Genomic DNA, 18579 nt, shown 5'->3' with positions numbered 1-18579 from the left:
CTGCTGGCCACCCTGCTCTGCGACCCCGGCCTCGGCACGTCCAGCCGGGTCGCCGACCTGGCCCTGCGCGGGTTCGCCCGGGGGCGGCTGGCGGTCCCGGAGGGCGGCGCGGCCGCCCTGCCGGAGCTGCTCGCGGCCGGGCTGCCGCCGGACACCGTCCGTACGGGCGTCCGGGTCCGATCGGTTGCGACCAACCTCGTCACCACCGAGGACCACGGCGACTTCCGCTGCCGCTCCGTCCTGCTGGCCACGGGGGCGCGGGCCGCGGCGGAGCTGTTGCCGGGGCTGCGGGTGCCGACGTTCCACGAGGTCACGGCCGTCCACCACGCGGTGGCGGGCGGACTGCCGTCGGACGGGTCGCTGCTGCTGGACGGCGACCCGAAGTGGCCGGTCGCGCACACGGCCGTCATGAGCGCCGTCGACCCGACCCGCGCACCGGCCGGGCACGCGCTGGTCACCACCACCGTGCTCGGGCCCCCGCCGGCGCTGCGTACGGTCGCCTCGCGGCTGGCCCGGCTCTACGAGACGTCCACCCGGGGGTGGGAGGTCCTGGCCGTCCACCACACGCGGGAGGCGGTGCCGGCGATGCCGCCGCCGCACGACCTGCGGCGGCCGGTGCGGGTGTTGTCGGGGCTGTACGTGTGCGGGGACCACCGGGACACGAACACGGTGCAAGGGGCGCTGCATTCCGCTCGGCGGGCGTCGGCGGCGGTGCTGCGGGACTTCGGGATCTCCCTGCCGGCGACGGAACCACCCCTGCCGGCCGCAGCCTGACCATCCGCTGCGCGGGGCCTTTTCCCCACCCCGCCCCTTCCCGTAACCGGGGCTGCGCCCCGGACCCCGTTCCGTGCGCTTCGCGCCCGGTGCGCTCAAACGCCGCGCGGGCTGGAATATCCAGCCCCGCCGGCGTTTGAGGCGCGGGGGTACGGGGGCGGAGCCCCCGGTTCCGGGAAGGGGCGGGTAGGGGAAAAGGCCCCGCGCAGCGGCTCAGCCGGGCTGCCCAGGCCCGCCCCGCCCAGGCCCGCCGCCGGCCGGGGCCGGGCCGGGGTCCGGGGCCCCGCCCCGTTACGACAGCGCCCCCACCCGCTCCCGGTACGTCCTGACCGCCGCCGCGTCACGATACGGCTCCAGCCGGCGCTCGAAGTCGCGCACGTACTCCACCGCCCGCACCGACCGCATCTCCATCGCCTGCTGCGCCGCCTCCGCCCCCAGCGCGCACGCCTGGTCCAGTTCGCCCAGGCCCAGCCGGGCCGTGGCCAGGACCACCCGGCAGAACAGCCGGGACCGCGCGTACGCCGGGGCGCGCAGCTGGAGCGAGCGCTCCGCGTGCTGGGCCGCCGCGCGGTACTGCTGGAGGTCGCGGTGGCAGTGGCCGAACTCGTCCGCCAGCTGCGCCTCGTCGAAGGGGCGCGCCCAGTGCGGTACGTCGTCGCCGGGCCGGGCCGCGCCCAGCGACCGCTCCGCCCGGACCAGCGAGGCCGTGGCCGCCCGTACCTCGCCCAGCACCGCGTGCCCCCGCGCCTCCGCCGCGTGCAGCACCGCCTGGACCACCGGCGGCGGCCCCGAGCCGACGCCCTGCTGGGCGACCCGCGCCAGCTGCACCGCCTCCCGGCCGTGCCCCAGGTACACCGCCTGCCGGCTCATCGTGACCAGGACGTACGAGCCGTACGGGCGGTCCCCGGCCGCCTGGGCCAGCCGCAGCGCCTGCACGAAGTAGCGCTGGGCCAGCCCGTGCGCCGCGATGTCGTACGAGGTCCAGCCCGCCAGCCGGGTCAGGTCGGCGGCCGCCGCGAACAGCCGCCGCCCCGTCGTCTCCCCGTACGTGCCGCGCAGCATCGGCTCCGCCTCGTGCTCCAGGTACCGCACCAGCGCCTGGCGGGCGTGCCCGCCCCCGTAGGCGTGGTCCAGCGCCCGGAACAGCTCGCTCACCGACCGCAGGGCCGCGATGTCGCCGCTGGTCACCCGCTGTCCCGGGCCCCGGTCGATCTGCCGCTGCCGCGGCACGGCGGTGCGGCCCTGCGTCGGCACCCGGGCGGCCGCCGCGAGGTCCGCGCCCCGGCCCACCCGCTCGTCGGCCCGGCCGATCAGCCAGTCGCGGCTCGGCACCACCAGCCCGGCCGGGGTGAAGGCGATCTTCCGCAGTTCGGCGTGCGAGCCGGAGTCCTTGCGCCACAGCCCGCTCGCGATGTCCACGGCCTCCTCCGGCGTGGCCGCGAACTCCAGCCCGGCGTACACGGGCGCGCAGGCGTCCAGGCCCAGGTCCTGCGCCGAGAGCCGGCGGCCCAGCCGCCGGGTGAACACCTCGGCGATCAGCGCCGGGGTGGTCCCGCGGGGCTGCTGGCCGCGCAGCCAGCGGGTCACGGACGTCTTGTCGTACCGCAGATCGAGACCGTGCTCCAGGCCGAGCTGGTCGACGCGGCGGGCGAGCCCGGCGTTGGAGAACCCGGCTTCCGCGATCAGTGCCGCGAGCTGCCGGTTGGGGACACGCTGGGCTGGTCGTTCCGTCATCGGCTCCACGGTCTCCTGACGTGACGGACCGGAGTCCCGGCCCTCTGAACGGCGTGAATGTAGCGGCGAACTCCGCCCGTACCGCCCCCTTGGTCCCACATTCATCCGATCGTGCGAAGAACGGGGAGGGCTCTTTACGGACAGTCCATGACGGTCCCCATAGGCTGCGAACATGACCCGCCGCTCCACCGCCCCCCAGCCCCCGCCGGGGCCACCCCTGGCGGAGCCCGCTCCCGAGGCCGCCCGCGGGCCCGCTCCGGGGACCCTGCCCAGGCCCGCCGCCGCAGCCGCACCCCGGCCCCTGCGCAGGAGCCACGGGACCGCCGCCGAGAGCACCGCGCCGCTGCCCGCGCCCGAGCTGACCGAGGCCGAGTGCCGCCGCTGCGGCACGCTCATCGCCGGGCTGGACGGGCGGTACGCCTGCGGGGTGTGCGGCTGGGTCAACGACCACTCCGAGGGCCACCGGCGGCTGCCGCGGGCCGACGAGGACCCGGACCTGCCGCGCCGGGGCCGGCGGCCGCCCAAGCTCCCGCCGGGCCCGCCCCCGGACGCCCTGTGACCAGGCTCCTGAAGCCTCCCGCGAGGCCCGCCGTACCCTTGCTGGAGCGATACGTGCACACAGCAGGTTCAACGAGGAGGTGCTGCGGTGTCTGAGCTGCGGTTTGTCCGTCTGGGCTTCGGGCCGGACGCGGTGGAGTACACCGAGGCGTGGGAGGAGCAGCGGCGGGTGCACGCCGCGCGCTTCGAGGACGCCGTCCCGGACACCTGCCTCCTGGTGGAGCACGAGCCCGTCTACACCGCGGGCCGGCGCACCGAGGACAGCGAGCGCCCCCTCGACGGCACCCCCGTCATCGACGTGGACCGCGGCGGAAAGATCACCTGGCACGGCCCGGGCCAGCTCGTCGGCTACCCGATCATGAAGCTGCCCCGCCCGGTCGACGTGGTCGCCCACGTCCGCCGGCTGGAGGAGGCGCTGATCCGCACCGCCGCCGACTTCGGCCTGGAGACCACCCGGATCGAGGGCCGCTCCGGCGTCTGGGTGCTCGGCGACCCGATCGAGCAGCGGCCGGCGATCGGCGGGATCACCCTCGACTTCGACCCGCGGATCCACGACGACGAGTTCGACGCCCGCCTGAACGGCCCCGAGTACGCCCCGTCCAACGCCGGCCAGCGCCGCGAGGACCGCAAGCTCGCCGCCATCGGCATCCGCGTGGCCAAGGGCGTCACCATGCACGGCTTCTCGATCAACGTGAACCCCGACAACACCTGGTTCGACCGGATCGTGCCCTGCGGCATCCGGGACGCCGGTGTGACCTCGCTCTCGTACGAACTGGGCCGGGAGATCACCATCGACGAGGTGCTGCCGGTCGTCGAGCGGCACCTGAAGGACGTCCTGGAGAACGCCGAGCTGCGGCCGCGCGAGATCGAGCACTCGGCGAGCGCGTAGCGGGCGGACGGCCGGGGAATCCCCCGGGCCGCCCGCAGGTTGCCCCCATGCCGGCCGCAGGCCGATACCGATGTGCCGGCCGCAGGCCGATACCCGTGCCGCCCGCAGGTCGGCCGGCGTAAGAGCGTATGAAATTACGGGCGTACCCTGGTGGGCGCCGAAGAATCGAAGTCACAGGGAGCCGGTCGTGTCCGCAGTCGCACCCGACGGTCGCAAGATGCTGCGTCTGGAGGTCCGCAACAGCCAGACCCCCATCGAGCGCAAGCCCGAGTGGATCAAGACGCGGGCGAAGATGGGCCCCGAGTACACCGCGATGCAGAGCCTCGTGAAGAGCGAGGGCCTGCACACCGTGTGCCAGGAAGCCGGCTGCCCGAACATCTACGAGTGCTGGGAGGACCGCGAGGCCACCTTCCTCATCGGCGGCGACCAGTGCACCCGGCGCTGCGACTTCTGTCAGATCGACACCGGCAAGCCGCAGGCCCTGGACCGCGACGAGCCGCGCCGCGTCGGCGAGTCCGTGGTCACCATGGACCTGAACTACGCCACCATCACCGGCGTCGCCCGCGACGACCTGGAGGACGGCGGTGCCTGGCTGTACGCCGAGACCGTGCGCCAGATCCACCAGCAGACCGCGGGCCGCGAGGCCGGCCACACCAAGGTCGAGCTGCTGGCCCCCGACTTCAACGCCGTCCCGGAGCTGCTGGAGGAGGTCTTCGCCTCCCGCCCCGAGGTTTTCGCGCACAACGTCGAGACCGTGCCGCGGATCTTCAAGCGCATCCGCCCCGGCTTCCGCTACGAGCGCTCGCTGGACGTGATCACCAAGGCCCGCGCGTACGGCCTGGTCACCAAGTCCAACCTGATCCTGGGCATGGGCGAGGAGCGCGAGGAGGTCAGCGAGGCCCTGCGCGACCTGCACGAGGCGGGCTGCGAGCTGATCACCATCACCCAGTACCTGCGCCCGTCGCCGCGGCACCACCCCGTCGAGCGCTGGGTGAAGCCGGCCGAGTTCGTGGAGCTGGCGAAGGAGGCCGAGGAGATCGGCTTCTCGGGCGTCATGTCCGGCCCGCTGGTCCGCTCGTCGTACCGCGCGGGCCGCCTCTACCAGCAGGCGATGGAGAAGCGCGCGACGGTCTGACCGCACGCGCGCGGACCGCGCGGACCGCGCGCGCTCGCCGCACCCGTGCCGACCGCACCCGTGCGTACGCGACTGAATGTGTGAAGTCACGCACACATTGCTACTAACCGGTAATACCGCGCCGACGCGGCCCCTAGGCTCATTCCAGGAGGAGCCCGGCGGGCCGCGTCAGTGTTTTCGATGTGTCATCACTCTTTGACCGACCGGTCATGCCCTGGTAACACCGAACAGTGATGCTGTGGAAGCACAGCGCTACCCTTCGACGTGAGCACCGAGAAAGGGACCGACATCATGCAGGCCGCGCCAGTCCGCGCCATCGCCATTCCCTCCCTCACCGACGCCTTCCGGGGCATCGAGTCGCTGCTCATCCGCGGCGCCCGCCGCAACGCCTGGACGGCCGTCCTGGAGGACCGCCGCAGGGCCAAGGACCGGGTCGAGACCGAGCACGTGCTCGAGGCCGTGGCCACCCGTACGCCGCAGGCCACGTAAACTTCGCTTCATGGCGAGGAAGTCAAACGCAGACACTGCTGCGAACCCCGGGCGACTCAAGCAGATCGCCCTGACGTACAAGATGACCCGTAAGGCCGACCCCAAGGTCGGTCTCATCGTGGCGGGCGTGGGAATCGTCACCTTCGGTGTCTTCCTCGCAATCGGCTTCCTGCTCGACCAGCCGGTCTACCTCGGCATCCTGGGCTTCCTGGTGGCGTTCCTCGCGATGGCGATCGTCTTCGGGCGCCGCGCCGAGCGGGCCGCCTTCGGGCAGATGGAGGGCCAGCCGGGAGCGGCCGCGGCCGTACTGGACAACGTGGGACGCGGTTGGACCACCACCCCGGCCGTGGCGATGAACCGCAGCCAGGACATCGTCCACCGCGCGGTCGGCAGGGCCGGCGTCGTGCTGGTCGCCGAGGGCAACCCGAACCGCGTGAAGACGCTGCTGGCGGCCGAGAAGAAGAAGATGGCCCGGATCATGCCGGACGTGCCGGTCCACGACATCATCGTCGGCACCGGCGAGGGCCAGGTCCCGCTGAAGAAGGTGCGCACGACGCTGCTCAAGCTCCCGCGCGTGCTGGCCGGCCCCCAGGTCACCCAGGTCAACGACAAGCTGCGGGCCATGGGCGACCTGATGAGCAACATGCCGCTGCCGAAGGGCCCGATGCCCAAGGGCATGCGGATGCCGCGCGGCGGAAAGATGCGCTGACCTGCTTTTCGTATACGAGCACTACGCGTGAGGGGCGCCCCGCCGACCGGCCGGGCGCCCCTCACGCGTAGTACTTCGTACTTCGTAGTGCTGTGCGGACGGCTAGATCCTCACCTGGACGGCCTTGGCGAGCCGGTCGTGCAGCCCGCGCCCGTCGCGGTCCCAGATCAGCGCCGGGACCAGCAGGGCCAGCAGCAGCGTCCGCAGGGCCACCCGGCCGATGCCCAGCCGCCCGCCGTCCTCCGCGACCACACGCAGGCCCACGAGCCGCTTGCCCGGGGTGAAGCCCACGGTGCCGACGGTCAGGACGCTCAGGACGATGAAGAGCGCCAGCGTCCAGTTCGCCGCCGCGGTCGGCCGGCCCTCCGCGATCAGCTGGGACGCGATGAGCTGGCAGGCGGCCCAGTCGATGACCACCGCGGCCAGCCGGCGCCCGAACCGGGCCGCCGAGCCGGAGCCCTCCTGGGGCAGGCCGAGGCGCTCGCCCGGGTACCCCAGGTCGACGCCCATCTCCTCGACCGCCGCGCGGGGGCCGGAGAGCCACGATCCGATTGCTTCCCTCTTGTCCACCCGACCACGGTACCTGTGGCGCTCCAGGCGTCCTCCGCGGGGATCCGGTTAACTTGTGCGAAACAAATGGGTCATGCCCGGGAAATCCCGCCTGCTTATGGTCGGGTCAGCGTGCGGCACCGCACTGACGCACCACGAGCAACACAAGCCCGCCCTGCCCCGGGTCGGGAGTAGGAGGAGTTGGATGTTCCAGAACGCCGACGACGCGAAGAAGTACATCGCGGACAACGACATCAAGTTCGTTGATGTCCGGTTCTGCGACCTGCCCGGTGTGATGCAGCACTTCAGCATCCCGGCGGCGGCGTTCGACCCGTCCGAGGAGCTCGCCTTCGACGGCTCCTCGATCCGCGGCTTCCAGGCCATCCACGAGTCGGACATGGCGCTGCGCGCCGACCTGTCCACCGCGCGCCTGGACCCGTTCCGCCGCGACAAGACGCTGAACATCAACTTCTTCATCCACGACCCGATCACGGGCGAGGCCTACAGCCGCGACCCGCGCAACATCGCCAAGAAGGCCGAGGCCTACCTCGCCTCCACCGGCATCGCCGACACCGCGTACTTCGGCCCCGAGGCCGAGTTCTACGTGTTCGACAGCGTGCGCTTCGCCACCTCCGCGAACGAGGGCTTCTACCACATCGACTCCGAGGCCGCTGCCTGGAACACCGGCAAGGAGGAGAACAACCGCGGGTACAAGGTCCGCTACAAGGGCGGTTACTTCCCGGTCGCCCCGGTCGACCACTTCGCCGACCTGCGCGCCGAGATCTCCCTGGAGCTGGACCGTCAGGGCCTGCAGGTCGAGCGCCAGCACCACGAGGTCGGCACCGGCGGCCAGGCGGAGATCAACTACAAGTTCAACACGCTGCTCGCCGCGGCCGACGACCTGATGCTCTTCAAGTACATCGTGAAGAACGTCGCCTGGCGCAACGGCAAGACCGCGACCTTCATGCCGAAGCCGATCTTCGGCGACAACGGCTCGGGCATGCACGTCCACCAGTCGCTGTGGCAGGGCGGCGAGCCGCTCTTCTACGACGAGGCCGGCTACGCGGGCCTGTCGGACACCGCCCGCTACTACATCGGCGGCATCCTCAAGCACGCCCCGTCGCTGCTGGCCTTCACCAACCCGACGGTGAACTCCTACCACCGCCTGGTCCCCGGCTTCGAGGCCCCGGTCAACCTGGTCTACTCGCAGCGCAACCGCTCCGCGGCCATGCGCATCCCGATCACGGGCTCGAACCCGAAGGCCAAGCGCGTCGAGTTCCGCGCCCCGGACCCGTCCTCGAACCCGTACCTGGCCTTCTCGGCCCTGATGCTCGCGGGCCTCGACGGCATCAAGAACAAGATCGAGCCGATGGAGCCGATCGACAAGGACCTCTACGAGCTCGCCCCCGAGGAGCACGCGGGCGTCCCGCAGGTCCCGACCAACCTCGAGTCGGTCCTCCAGGCCCTGGAGAACGACAACGAGTACCTCCAGGCCGGCGGCGTCTTCACCTCCGACCTGATCGAGACCTGGATCGACTACAAGCGCCAGCACGAGATCGCCCCGATCCAGCTCCGCCCGCACCCGCACGAGTTCGAGCTCTACTTCGACCTGTAAGCCGTAGACGGCTGACGAAGGGCCGCCCACCCCTCCTGGGGGTGGGCGGCCCTTCGGCTTGTCTACCGGGGTGCGGTACGAGGCGCGGATCACCACCGGGGGGTGCCGGGCAGCGTGCTCAGCTGGGCCAAGGCCCGCCGGGCCTCCTGCGTCTCGTGATGGGCGTTGCCCAGGGTGTGGCGGCGGGCCCGCAGGACCCGCCGCATCTCACAGCGGGCAACCGCCAGCTGACCGGTCTGCGCCCAGCCGACCGCCCAGTTGAAGTGCGTACGCAGGGTGGAAGGATGGTTCGGTCCCAGGTGGGCGCGCTCTTCGTCGAGGATCTGCTTCCACTCGCGCAGAGCCGTCACGTGACGGCCCCGCTGGGACAGGATGTGCGTCAGTTCGTGCCGGGTCGCCAGGACGTCCTCGTGGCGTGAGCCGAGCCCGTTCTCCTCGCGCGAGGCCATGATCTCCTTCAGGAGGGCTTCGGCTTCGTCGAGCTTGCCGCGCTGGACGAGGATCTGTGCCACGTTGTGCTTCGACTGGAGGGTCGAGTAGTGGTGCTCGCCCAGGATGTCGGACTCGATGAGCGAGAGCTCCTTGAAGTCGAGGAGCGCCCTGACCTGGTGGCCGCGGATGCGGTGGATGGAGGCCACGCTGAACCGGGTGATGAGCACCGACGGGTGCCAGCTGGGCAGGAACGCGCGCTGGCGCCGCATGACGTCGTGGAAGATGCCGAGGGCCTCGTCCAGCTTCCCGCGGTGCCACAAGATGACGCCGAGCTCGTGCCGGACGACCGATTCCGTGTACCGGGGGAAGCCGGGCGTCTCCTCGCACAGGGTGACGGCCGTGCGGGACTCGTGCTCCGCCTCCTCCAGGAAGCCGCGCTCGCGCAGAGCGGTTGCGAGCTGGTGGTGGGCCTGTACCCACAAGGCATGGTTGCGGGGCCACCCCCCTGCCAGCCGCCCCATGATGTCGCGGTGGAGGTGCTCGGCCGTGGCGAACTCGCCGCGTTCGAGCACGACCGCTGCCAGCAGGTAGTCGGCGGCCAGCACGTGGAAGCTGTCGGCGTCGTGCTGCAGGCCGGCCAGACGGCGGGCTTCCACGGAGAGGGCCTCCGCCGGCTCCAGCCGGGACGTCCGCCAGGCCCAGTCCGCGAAGACGTAGCAGGCGTGGAAGCGCTCCCTTGCGTCGTCCGGGAGCAGGCGCGCCCGTGCGTACACCGCCTCCGCGATTCCGTGGGCGACCTCGTACTGGCCCGACGTACGCAGGTACTCCCCGAACCACGCGGTGATCTCGACGACCTCCTTGAGGAGCGGACCGGGGTCTTCGGGGAGCCGCGTCGAGGCCGCGACGACGTGGGGGACCAGGAGCTGCCAGAAGCTGCTGTCGCGCGGGTCCTCGGGCCACGCTCCGCGGAACGAGCCCATACATCGGACGGCAGCCATCCAGACGTCGGTGCGCGTGGGGGAAACGCCCAGCTGTGCGGCGTTGACCTCGGCCACGAGAGGGTGGACCGACACGCACTTGTGCCCGGCCCCGGTGTGGTCCGGGACGCGGTAGAAGTCCCCGTGAAGGTACTCGTCGGGCCCTTCGGTGGTGATGTCGAGAAGTCCGAGGTCGCTCAGGGCGTTGAGCGAGCGCTGCAGCGTGACGTTGTCCCACGGACCGGCATCCGCGCAGGTCCTGGCGAGCACCTTGGTGCGGAGCGCCGCGATCGGCAGCGGCCGGGAGGCGAAGCACGACAGCAGCCGCATGAGGGTCCGGGTCTGGGGGATCCCCTGTTGCTCCAGGAAGTCCAGGGAGATCTCCCACGTCTGCATCACCAGTCGGCGTTCGTCGAGGTGCGTGCCGCCCACCCCTGCCGTAGCCGCCGCCCGGTCGATCGCGTCCGGGAAGTCGCGGTCCAGTGCGGCCAGGTAGCCGTCGAACCCGTTGATCGTGGAAGCCGGCAGCGCGAGACAGCGGCCGGCCAGCCGGAGGGCGAGCGGGACTCCTCCGAGCCGGTCGGCGAGCTGCGCGGCGTGCTCGCGCTGTTCCTCGTCCACCGCCGGTAAGTCCGCGGTGTCGATCAGCATGTCCCGTCCGGCCGCTCGGGACAGCGGCGCCAGGCGGACCATGTGCGCCTCTTCCGACCACACGTCCCGGCCACCCACGCGCGTGGTCACCAGGACACAGCCGCCGGGGGCGGCCCGGAGCCATTCGGAGCCGAGTTCGTCCTCGACGGCCATCGGGTCGTCCGCGCTGTCGAAGACGACGAGCCAGGACCCGCCCGATCCGGAGAGCGCCTCCCAGGCCAGGTCGGCCGCGCTGATGTTGCCCACGGCCGCTTCCTGCACGGCCGACTCGGTCGCGCCCGCGCGGATGGCCACCTGCAGCAGGGCCTCCCGCACACCGACCCTGTCGGCCGCCGGAATCCAGAAGACCCGGCTCCCCTTCCGCTTCTGTGTGCGGGCGGCGGACAGGGCCAGCGCGGTCTTGCCGACCCCGCCCATGCCGTGGAGAACGGTGACCGACTCGGCGGGCAGGTCGGTGAGACGGGTCAGCTCCGCCTCCCGTCCGTGGAGCCTGCGCGGGAGCAGCTTGAACGGCGGCTCCAGCGAAGCCGCCGTTTCGCCGGCCCGGCGCTCGGTGTTGACGTGGAAGTGGTAGCTCCGCGTCACGTTCACCTGATCGCGCCCGGCCTGGTAGACACGCGCGTTCTCCGAGGCGGTCGCCTGCTGCCGGATGCGCAGGATGTCGTTGTCCCTGAACCGCATGGCCCTCCCGTGCTCTCTAGTCCGCACGGTACCCAGCCCGCACGGCACACGGGTGTGGTTCGCCCGAGTTGGGCGTCGTACCGTCCCGTCGCGCGTCGTCCCGGGGAACGCTCAGCGCATCAGGTCCATGCCGCTCGTGAGTTCGTGCAGGGCCCGGGCCGCGAGGGCCGAGGGGGAGCCGGGGCCCGTGGTGGGGGTGTTCGTCGTGGACCAGACTTCCAGCGAGACGCGGATGGCGTCGGTGGCCGCGGCTGCCAGGAGGCGGATCGAGAGGGGGTCCGAGGTGGGGCCGGCCAGGGTGGTGAGGATGGGGGCCAGGCGTTCCTCGGAGTCCTGGTTCACGCGGTACCAGACCGCGCGCAGGGCCGGGTCGTCGGTGGCGGCGCGCAGGAGGCCGCGGGTCCAGTTCAGGCCCTCGTCCACGGCCGTCGGGCCGGTGAGGGCGCGGGTCACGGCGCGTTCCAGGGCCTCGGCCAGGGGCGTGCCGGGGGCCTCCTCGGCGAGCAGGGCCCGCCAGGCGTCGCCGCCGCCCGCGAGCAGCGGGGCCACGGCCTCCTGCTTGTTGCGGAAGTAGCGGTAGAACGTACGCAGTGCGACGCCCGCGCGGCGGGCGATGTCCTCCGCGGTGGTGCCGTCGGGGCCGTGCTCGGCGAAGAGCTCGCAGGCGGCGCGGGCGATGTCCAGCTGGGTGGCGGCCTTGCGGCGCTCGGTCAGGGACTGGGCGCCGGGGCCGGTCTGAGGGGTGTACGGGCGAGGGGACTTCACGGAAGGCAGCGTACTCCCCGGGATCGCATGAATTGCACGTATTGACGGTCTGGCAAAGCGTGTCAAGGAGGGGGTAGGGTCCGGATCATGAATCGTTATGAAGGACGTCGCGTTCTCGTCAGCGGTGGTGGCTCCGGGATCGGTCAGGCCACCGTGCACCGGATCCTCGCCGAGGGCGGCCGGGTCCACACCGTGGACGTCGACGAGGCGGGACTGAAGGCCACCGTCGAGCAGGCCACCGCGGACGGCGTGGCGGAGCGGCTCAGCACCGCGCTGCTGGACATCTCCGACGAGGGCGCGGTCAAGGACGGGGTCGCCGCCGCCGTGGCGGGGCTCGGCGGGCTCGACGTGCTGGTCAACGCGGCCGGCATCCTGCGTTCCGAGCACACGCACAAGACCTCGCTGGAGCTCTGGAACAAGGTCATCTCCGTCAACCTGACCGGCACCTTCCTGATGATCCGGGAGTCGCTGCCCGCGCTGCTGGCGGGCGAGAAGCCGGTCGTCGTGAACTTCAGCTCCACCTCGGCGTCCTTCGCGCACCCGTACATGTCGGCGTACGCGGCCAGCAAGGGCGGCATCCAGGCCATGACCCACGGCCTGGCCGCCGAGTACAGCAAGCAGGGCCTGCGGGCGGTCAGCGTCGCGCCCGGCTCCATCGCGAGCGGGATGACCACCGGCGCCGGCCCGGGCCTGCCCGAGGACACCGACTGGAGCCTGTTCGCCAAGCTCGCCCCCGCCATCGGCGAGGGCTTCGCGGGGCCGGAGACCGTGGCCGGCGTCGTGGCGATGCTGGGCTCGGAGGACGGCGCCTTCATCACCGGTACCGAGATCCGGATCGACGGCGGTACGCACTACTGAGCCGATGCCTTCACCAAGCCGATCGGCTTACCCGGCTGGTCGGCTCGCCGAGCCGGTCGTCGCCGAGCCGATCGGCTTACCGGGCCGGTCGTCGCTCCGGGGTCCCGCCGGCCGGCAGCGGCCGTCCCGGCTCATGACCTGAAGCGGTCCCAGAGCCGGGGGAAGCGCTCCGCCAGGACGGCGTCGTCCTCGAAGTCCAGCGGGGTGCCCGCCGGCTCGGCCGCCTGGGCGGGGATGCCCAGGTCCGGTGCCACCACGCCGGTCAGCTGCTCGTACGCCTCGTCGGCCGCGTAGCCGAGCTCCTCGCCGTCCCCGTCGATCTCCTCGTCGAACTCGCCCAGCAGCTCGGCCAGGTGGTCCGGATCGTGCACCGCGCCCTCGAACACCTCCCGGCCCTGGCCGATCAGCCAGCACCGGAAGTAGTCGAACGCGTCGTCGCTGGCCCCGTCGAGCAGCACGTACGCCGCGCCCCACAGGTCCCAGGTGTACGCCCGGTTGTAGCGCGCCTCGAAGTGCCGGGCGAAGTCCAGGACGGAGTCCGGGTCGAGCGACGTCAGCCGCTCCACGAGCAGCTCGGCGTGTTCCTCGGGGTCGCCCTCGGCGGCCTCGCGGGTGGTGTCCACGATCTCCCAGAACTCCGTCTCGTCCATCACGGGTCCAGCATCACGGGTCCGCCCGAACCCCGCCACCGCTCATACGGCCAAAGGCCGAACGCCGTGAGGCGGCCCGCCCCCGAAGGGGTGGGCCGCCTCACGGTCGGACAGGTTCGGCTCAGAGGCCGTAGCGCTCCCGGGCCTCCTTGACCGCGGACGCCGGGACCTCGCCGCGGCGGGCGAGCTGGGCCAGGGCCGCGACCACGATGGACTGGGCGTCGACGCCGAAGTGGCGGCGGGCGCCGGCGCGGGTGTCGGAGAGGCCGAAGCCGTCCGTGCCCAGCGAGCTCCACTCCTGCGGGACCCACTGGCTGATCTGGTCCGGGACCTGGCGCATCCAGTCGGAGACCGCCAGCACCGGGCCCGGGGCGCCCTCCAGGACCCGGGTGACGTACGGGGTGCGCTCCTCGCCGCGCAGGAGGGTCTCGTCGGCCTCCAGCGCGTCGCGGCGCAGCTCGCCCCAGGAGGTGGCGGACCATACGTCGGCCGAGACGTTCCAGTCCTTCGCCAGCAGCTGCTGGGCCTCCAGGATCCAGTGGATCGCCGTGCCCGAGGCCATCAGCTGGATCTTCGGGGCGTCCGCGGCCGGGGCCGCCTCGCCCAGGTCCGCGGCCGTGTTGAAGCGGTACAGGCCCTTGACGATGCCTTCCTCGACACCCTCGGGCATGGCCGGCTGCGGCTTCGGCTCGTTGTAGACCGTGAGGTAGTAGAAGACGTCCTCGGGGGTCTCGCCGTACATGCGGTTCAGACCGTCCTTGACGATCACCGCGATCTCGTACGCGAAGGCCGGGTCGTAGTTGAGCGAGGCCGGGTTGGTGGCCGCGATCAGGTGCGAGTGGCCGTCGGCGTGCTGCAGGCCCTCACCGGTCAGGGTCGTGCGGCCGGCGGTGGCGCCGACGATGAAGCCCTTGCCGAGCTGGTCGGCGAGCTGCCACATCTGGTCGCCCGTGCGCTGCCAGCCGAACATCGAGTAGAAGATGTAGAAGGGGATCATCGTCTCGCCGTGCGTCGCGTACGACGTGGCGGCGGCGATGAAGTCGGCCATGGCGCCGGCCTCGGTGATCCCCTCGTTGAGGATCTGGCCGTCCTTGGCCTCCTTGTAGTACATCAGCTGGTCGCGGTCGACCGGCTCGTACGTCTGGCCCAGCGGCGAGTAGATGCCGGCCGACGGGAAGAGGGACTCCATACCGAAGGTACGGGCCTCGTCGGGGACGATCGGCACCCAGCGGCGGCCGGTCTCCTTGTCCCGCATCAGGTCCTTGACCAGGCGGACGAAGGCCATGGTGGTGGCCATCTCCTGCTTGCCGGAACCCTTGAGCAGCGGGGCGTACGACTTGTCGGCCGGCTGCGGCAGGGCCACCTGGTGCACGCGGCGGGCCGGCGCGGGGCCGCCGAGGGCCGCGCGGCGCTCGTGCAGGTAGCGGACCTCGGGGGAGTCGGCGCCCGGGTGGCCGTAGGGAACGACGCCGCCCTCGAAGGCGCTGTCCGGGATCGGGAGTCCGAGCAGGTCGCGCATGCCCTTGAACTCGTCGATCGTCAGCTTCTTCATCTGGTGGTTCGCGTTCTTCGACTCGAACCCGGCACCCAGCGTGTAGCCCTTGACCGTCTGCGCCAGGATCACCGTCGGGGCACCCTTGTGGGCCAGGGCGGCCTTGTACGCGGCGTAGACCTTGCGGGGCTCGTGGCCGCCGCGCGAGGTGTGGAAGCACTCGGCGATCTTCGCGTCGCTCAGCAGCTGGGCCATCGCCACGAGGGCCGGGTCGCCGCCGAAGAAGTGCTCGCGGATGTAGGCCGCGTCACGGGTGGCGTACGTCTGGAACTGCGCGTCCGGGGTCTCGCGCAGGCGGCGGACCAGGGCGCCGGTGGTGTCGAGCCGGAAGAGCTCGTCCCAGGCGTTGCCCCACAGGGTCTTGACGACGTTCCAGCCGGCGCCGCGGAAGGCGCCCTCCAGCTCCTGGACCACGCGGAAGTTGGCGCGCACCGGCCCGTCGAGGCGCTGCAGGTTGCAGTTGATGACGAAGGTCAGGTTGTCGAGACCCTCGCGGGCCGCGAGCGCGAGGGCCGCGGTCGACTCGGGCTCGTCCATCTCGCCGTCGCCGAGGAAGGCCCAGACGTGCGAGTTGGAGGTGTCCTTGATCCTGCGGTTCTCCAGGTAGCGGTTGAAGCGCGCCTGGTAGATCGCGGAGAGCGGGCCGAGGCCCATGGAGACCGTGGGGAACTCCCACAGCCAGGGCAGGCGCCGCGGGTGCGGGTAGGAGGGCAGGCCGTTGCCGCCGGACTCCTGGCGGAAGTTGTCGAGCTGCTGCTCGGAGATGCGCCCGTCGAGGAAGGCGCGGGCGTAGATGCCGGGGGAGGCGTGGCCCTGGACGTAGAGCTGGTCGCCCGAGCCGTCGGCCTCCTTGCCCCGGAAGAAGTGCTGGAAGCCGGTCTCGTAGAGCCAGGCCGCCGAGGCGAAGGTGGCGATGTGGCCGCCGACGCCGTACTTCGAGCCGCGGGTCACCATGGCGGCCGCGTTCCAGCGGTTCCACGCGGTGATGCGGGCCTCCATCTCCTCGTCACCGGGGAACTCGGGCTCCGCGGCGGTGGGGATGGTGTTGACGTAGTCCGTCTCCAGGAGCTTCGGCAGGGCGAGGCCGGCGGCCTCGGCGTGCTGGAGCGTACGGCGCAGCAGGTACTCGGCACGGCGCGTGCCGGCGGCCTTGGCGACGGCGTCGAGGGACTGCGCCCATTCGGCGGTCTCCTCGGCGTCGCGGTCCGGGAGCTGGTCGAGCTCGCTCGGAAGCTTTCCTACGGGGTCGGACATCGCTGTGCGCCGCCTTCCAGATCAGGAGGGTGGTGAAGATTGGAACCCTGACTGGCAGGACAGGGTCGATGGGCCCGGTTGGGGTCCGCCGACGACTGTAAGTCCCTGATCGATGATCGATCAAACAAAAGTGGCGAAAAAATGGCCGGAGGCACAAAGTCGGCACTCCGTGCCGTAAACGGCGACACGCAGTGCCCATGGTTCTCGTGGGGCGGGCAGGTGCGGATATCCGCAGGTCACGAGCCTTACGGCCCCGGCACTCATGCTGCCCGGCAGGCCTGCTGGGCCCGCCAGGGCCTGTCCGGCGGATCAGGGCCGGAAAGGCCCTAGGCGCGGGGCGCGCAGCCCAGGACGTGCCGCTTCACGATCACTCCGATGTCCGGGTCCTGGTCCCGGAACGCCTGGACGAGCGCCTCGTGCTCCTCCGCGTACGACTTCTGGACCGTGCCCAGCCACCGGATCGACAGCGCCGTGAACACCTCGATGCCCAGGCTCTCCCAGGTGTGCAGCAGCACGCTGTTCCCGGCTGCGCGCACCATCTCCCGGTGGAAGCCCACGGTGTGCCGCACCTGGGCCGTGCCGTCCTCGGCCCGGTCGGCCTCCCACAGGGCCGCCACGTGCGGCTCCAGCGCCGAGCAGTCCACCGCCAGCCGGGGCGCCGCGAGCTCGGCCGCGATCTGCTCCAGGCCGGCCCGGACCGGGTAGATCTCCTCCAGGTCGGCCGCCGACAGGTTGCGCACCCGTACGCCCTTGTTCGGCGCCGACTCGATCAGCCGCAGCGTCTCCAGCTCGCGCAGCGCCTCCCGTACGGGCGTCTGGCTGACCTCCAGCTCCACGGCGATCCGGCGCTCCACGATGCGTTCACCGGGCTTCCAGCGCCCGCTGACGATGCCATCCACGATGTGCTCGCGGATCTGCTCGCGCAGCGAGTGCACCACGGGTGGGGTGATCATCGGGGCTTCATCTCCTGAGGCGTGCAGGGGTCGATGCGTAGACAATACGGCGCAGTAGCCCCCGTTGAGGGGTTCCGGCCCGGCCACCTCGGGTGAGGCTGGTTACAGGCCGCCACCCTGCGTGGCCTCCGCGCGGGGGCGGGACGACGACGGCGCCCCCGACCGGAGGGAATCCGGGCGGGGGCGCCGTCGTGTGCCGTGGTGCTGCGGCTCAGTGCCTCGCGGGCTCGTGGCCCACGGGCTCAGTGCCTCAGAGGCCGAGCTCGGCCTCGTTCAGATCCTCTCGGTCTCAGAGACCGAGCTCGACCTCGAACTCGCCGGCCTCCAGGATCGCCTTGACGGCGGTCAGGTAGCGGGCGGCGTCCGCGCCGTCGACCAGGCGGTGGTCGTACGACAGGGTCAGGTACGTCATGTCGCGGATGCCGATGACGGTGCCCTCGGCGGTCTCGATGACCGCCGGACGCTTGACGGTGGCGCCGATGCCCAGGATGGCGACCTGGTTCGGCGGCACGATGACCGTGTCGAACAGCGCACCGCGCGAGCCGGTGTTGCTGATGGTGAAGGTCGCGCCCGACAGCTCGTCCGGCGTGATCTTGTTGCTGCGGACCTTGCCGGCCAGGTCGGCGGTGGCCTTGGAGATGCCGGCCAGGTTGAGGTCGCCCGCACCCTTGATGACCGGGGTCATCAGGCCCTTCTCGGAGTCCACGGCGATGCCGATGTTCTCCGAGTCGAAGTAGGTGATGGTGCCCTCGTCCTCGTTGATCCGGGCGTTGACGACCGCGTGGGCCTTCAGCGCCTGGGCCGCGGCCTTGACGAAGAACGGCATCGGGGAGAGCTTGACGCCCTCGCGGGCCAGGAACGCGCCCTTGGCCTGCTCGCGCAGCTTCATGATCTTGGTGATGTCCACCTCGATCACGGAGGACAGCTGGGCCTGCGAGTGCAGCGCCTTCATCATGTTGTCGCCGATGACCTTGCGCATGCGGGTCATCTTGACGGTCTGACCGCGCAGCTCGGACACCGCGAGCGCCGGGGCCTTGGCGGCCGGGGCAGCGGCGGCGGCCGGCGCCGGAGCGGCGGCAGCGGCGGCCTGGGCGGCCTTGGCGGCGGCCAGGACGTCCTGCTTGCGGATACGGCCACCCACGCCGGAGCCCTGGACCTGGGACAGGTCGACACCCGACTCCGAGGCCAGCTTGCGGACCAGCGGGGTCACGTACGCGCCCTCGTCACCGGTGGAGACGGGGGCGGCCGGGGCGGCCGGGGCAGCGGCGGGAGCCGGAGCGGCGACCGGGGCCGGGGCGGCCGGAGGCACCGGGGCCGGGGGCGGGGGTGTCTCTTATACACCTCTCCGCGCCCC

15 protein-coding genes and 1 pseudogene are annotated in these 18579 nt (G+C 71.7%); 8 read left to right on the top strand and 8 right to left on the bottom strand.

The window, feature by feature from the left end; all coding sequences use genetic code 11:
• Positions 1-774, top strand: a 774-nt coding sequence (locus tag GPJ59_RS20175; RefSeq protein WP_219668615.1) for an FAD-dependent oxidoreductase, incomplete at its 5' end; no start/stop codon positions are given.
• Positions 775-1065: 291 nt separating this feature from the next.
• On the opposite strand, the gene GPJ59_RS20170 is transcribed toward GPJ59_RS20175, so the two are convergent.
• Positions 1066-2508, bottom strand: a complete 1443-nt coding sequence (locus GPJ59_RS20170) for a regulator (RefSeq protein WP_219668614.1) — start codon at positions 2506-2508, stop codon at positions 1066-1068.
• Positions 2509-2680: 172 nt separating this feature from the next.
• On the opposite strand from GPJ59_RS20170, the gene GPJ59_RS20165 reads away from it, so the two are divergent.
• From GPJ59_RS20165 to GPJ59_RS20145, 5 genes are all read left to right on the top strand, one after another.
• Positions 2681-3067: a hypothetical protein gene (locus GPJ59_RS20165; RefSeq protein WP_258024655.1), complete on the top strand. Its 387-nt coding sequence runs from the start codon at positions 2681-2683 to the stop codon at positions 3065-3067.
• A gap of 87 nt (positions 3068-3154) precedes the next feature.
• Positions 3155-3955 (top strand): lipoyl(octanoyl) transferase LipB, encoded by an 801-nt coding sequence (gene lipB, locus GPJ59_RS20160; protein ID WP_219668613.1) that lies wholly within the window; start codon positions 3155-3157, stop codon positions 3953-3955.
• Positions 3956-4142: 187 nt separating this feature from the next.
• Complete coding sequence (gene lipA / locus GPJ59_RS20155; protein WP_219668612.1) at positions 4143-5090, top strand: lipoyl synthase; 948 nt, start codon at positions 4143-4145, stop codon at positions 5088-5090.
• Positions 5091-5381: 291 nt separating this feature from the next.
• Positions 5382-5579 carry an SCO2195 family GlnR-regulated protein gene (locus GPJ59_RS20150; protein ID WP_219668618.1) on the top strand — a complete coding sequence of 66 codons (198 nt, stop codon included), beginning with the start codon at positions 5382-5384 and terminating at the stop codon, positions 5577-5579.
• Between the two features lie 10 nt (positions 5580-5589).
• Positions 5590-6288, top strand: coding sequence for a DUF4191 domain-containing protein (locus GPJ59_RS20145; RefSeq protein ID WP_219668611.1), 699 nt, complete (start codon positions 5590-5592; stop codon positions 6286-6288).
• Between the two features lie 102 nt (positions 6289-6390).
• On the opposite strand, the gene GPJ59_RS20140 is transcribed toward GPJ59_RS20145, so the two are convergent.
• Entirely contained in the window at positions 6391-6858 is a 468-nt protein-coding gene (locus GPJ59_RS20140; RefSeq protein ID WP_219668610.1) for an RDD family protein, read from the bottom strand.
• Positions 6859-7042: 184 nt separating this feature from the next.
• On the opposite strand from GPJ59_RS20140, the gene glnA reads away from it, so the two are divergent.
• The gene (gene glnA / locus GPJ59_RS20135) at positions 7043-8452 is read left to right on the top strand and encodes a type I glutamate--ammonia ligase (RefSeq protein ID WP_219668609.1); all 1410 of its coding nucleotides are present in this window, start codon (positions 7043-7045) and stop codon (positions 8450-8452) included.
• 89 nt (positions 8453-8541) lie between these two features.
• Here the strand turns inward: glnA and GPJ59_RS20130 are convergent, their stop codons facing one another.
• Positions 8542-11193 (bottom strand): tetratricopeptide repeat protein, encoded by a 2652-nt coding sequence (locus GPJ59_RS20130; protein WP_219668608.1) that lies wholly within the window; start codon positions 11191-11193, stop codon positions 8542-8544.
• Positions 11194-11304: 111 nt separating this feature from the next.
• Entirely contained in the window at positions 11305-11958 is a 654-nt protein-coding gene (locus GPJ59_RS20125; protein WP_219668607.1) for a TetR/AcrR family transcriptional regulator, read from the bottom strand.
• A gap of 87 nt (positions 11959-12045) precedes the next feature.
• Between GPJ59_RS20125 and GPJ59_RS20120 the strand changes: the two genes are divergently transcribed.
• On the top strand, positions 12046-12816 hold the full coding sequence (locus GPJ59_RS20120; protein WP_219668606.1) for an SDR family NAD(P)-dependent oxidoreductase: 771 nt from the start codon (positions 12046-12048) through the stop codon (positions 12814-12816).
• 131 nt (positions 12817-12947) lie between these two features.
• On the opposite strand, the gene GPJ59_RS20115 is transcribed toward GPJ59_RS20120, so the two are convergent.
• From GPJ59_RS20115 to sucB, 4 genes and pseudogenes are all read right to left on the bottom strand, one after another.
• On the bottom strand, positions 12948-13466 hold the full coding sequence (locus GPJ59_RS20115) for a DUF4240 domain-containing protein (RefSeq protein WP_219668617.1): 519 nt from the start codon (positions 13464-13466) through the stop codon (positions 12948-12950).
• Positions 13467-13587: 121 nt separating this feature from the next.
• A complete protein-coding gene (gene aceE / locus GPJ59_RS20110; RefSeq protein ID WP_219668605.1) occupies positions 13588-16272 on the bottom strand; it encodes a pyruvate dehydrogenase (acetyl-transferring), homodimeric type in 2685 nt (894 codons plus the stop codon).
• 326 nt (positions 16273-16598) lie between these two features.
• Entirely contained in the window at positions 16599-17222 is a 624-nt protein-coding gene (locus tag GPJ59_RS20105; RefSeq protein WP_219668616.1) for a GntR family transcriptional regulator, read from the bottom strand.
• A gap of 292 nt (positions 17223-17514) precedes the next feature.
• Positions 17515-18549: pseudogene (gene sucB / locus GPJ59_RS20100) on the bottom strand (2-oxoglutarate dehydrogenase, E2 component, dihydrolipoamide succinyltransferase); the annotation flags it as partial.
• Between the last annotated feature and the right edge of the window lie 30 nt (positions 18550-18579).

The organism is Streptomyces bambusae, assembly GCF_019400985.1.
Classification (GTDB): domain Bacteria; phylum Actinomycetota; class Actinomycetes; order Streptomycetales; family Streptomycetaceae; genus Streptomyces; species Streptomyces bambusae_A.
This window is presented reverse-complemented; position numbering and strand designations above follow the sequence as displayed.

Bases quoted from the DNA above. Each gene is read 5' to 3' on its own strand.
- GPJ59_RS20115 (WP_219668617.1), bottom strand. From the start codon at position 13,466: ATGGACGAGACGGAGTTCTGGGAGATCGTGGACACCACCCGCGAGGCC.
- GPJ59_RS20145 (WP_219668611.1), top strand. From the start codon at position 5,590: ATGGCGAGGAAGTCAAACGCAGACACTGCTGCGAACCCCGGGCGACTC.
- GPJ59_RS20130 (WP_219668608.1), bottom strand. From the start codon at position 11,193: ATGCGGTTCAGGGACAACGACATCCTGCGCATCCGGCAGCAGGCGACC.
- GPJ59_RS20170 (WP_219668614.1), bottom strand. From the start codon at position 2,508: ATGACGGAACGACCAGCCCAGCGTGTCCCCAACCGGCAGCTCGCGGCA.
- GPJ59_RS20150 (WP_219668618.1), top strand. From the start codon at position 5,382: ATGCAGGCCGCGCCAGTCCGCGCCATCGCCATTCCCTCCCTCACCGAC.
- glnA (WP_219668609.1), top strand. From the start codon at position 7,043: ATGTTCCAGAACGCCGACGACGCGAAGAAGTACATCGCGGACAACGAC.
- GPJ59_RS20120 (WP_219668606.1), top strand. From the start codon at position 12,046: ATGAATCGTTATGAAGGACGTCGCGTTCTCGTCAGCGGTGGTGGCTCC.
- GPJ59_RS20165 (WP_258024655.1), top strand. From the start codon at position 2,681: ATGACCCGCCGCTCCACCGCCCCCCAGCCCCCGCCGGGGCCACCCCTG.
- aceE (WP_219668605.1), bottom strand. From the start codon at position 16,272: ATGTCCGACCCCGTAGGAAAGCTTCCGAGCGAGCTCGACCAGCTCCCG.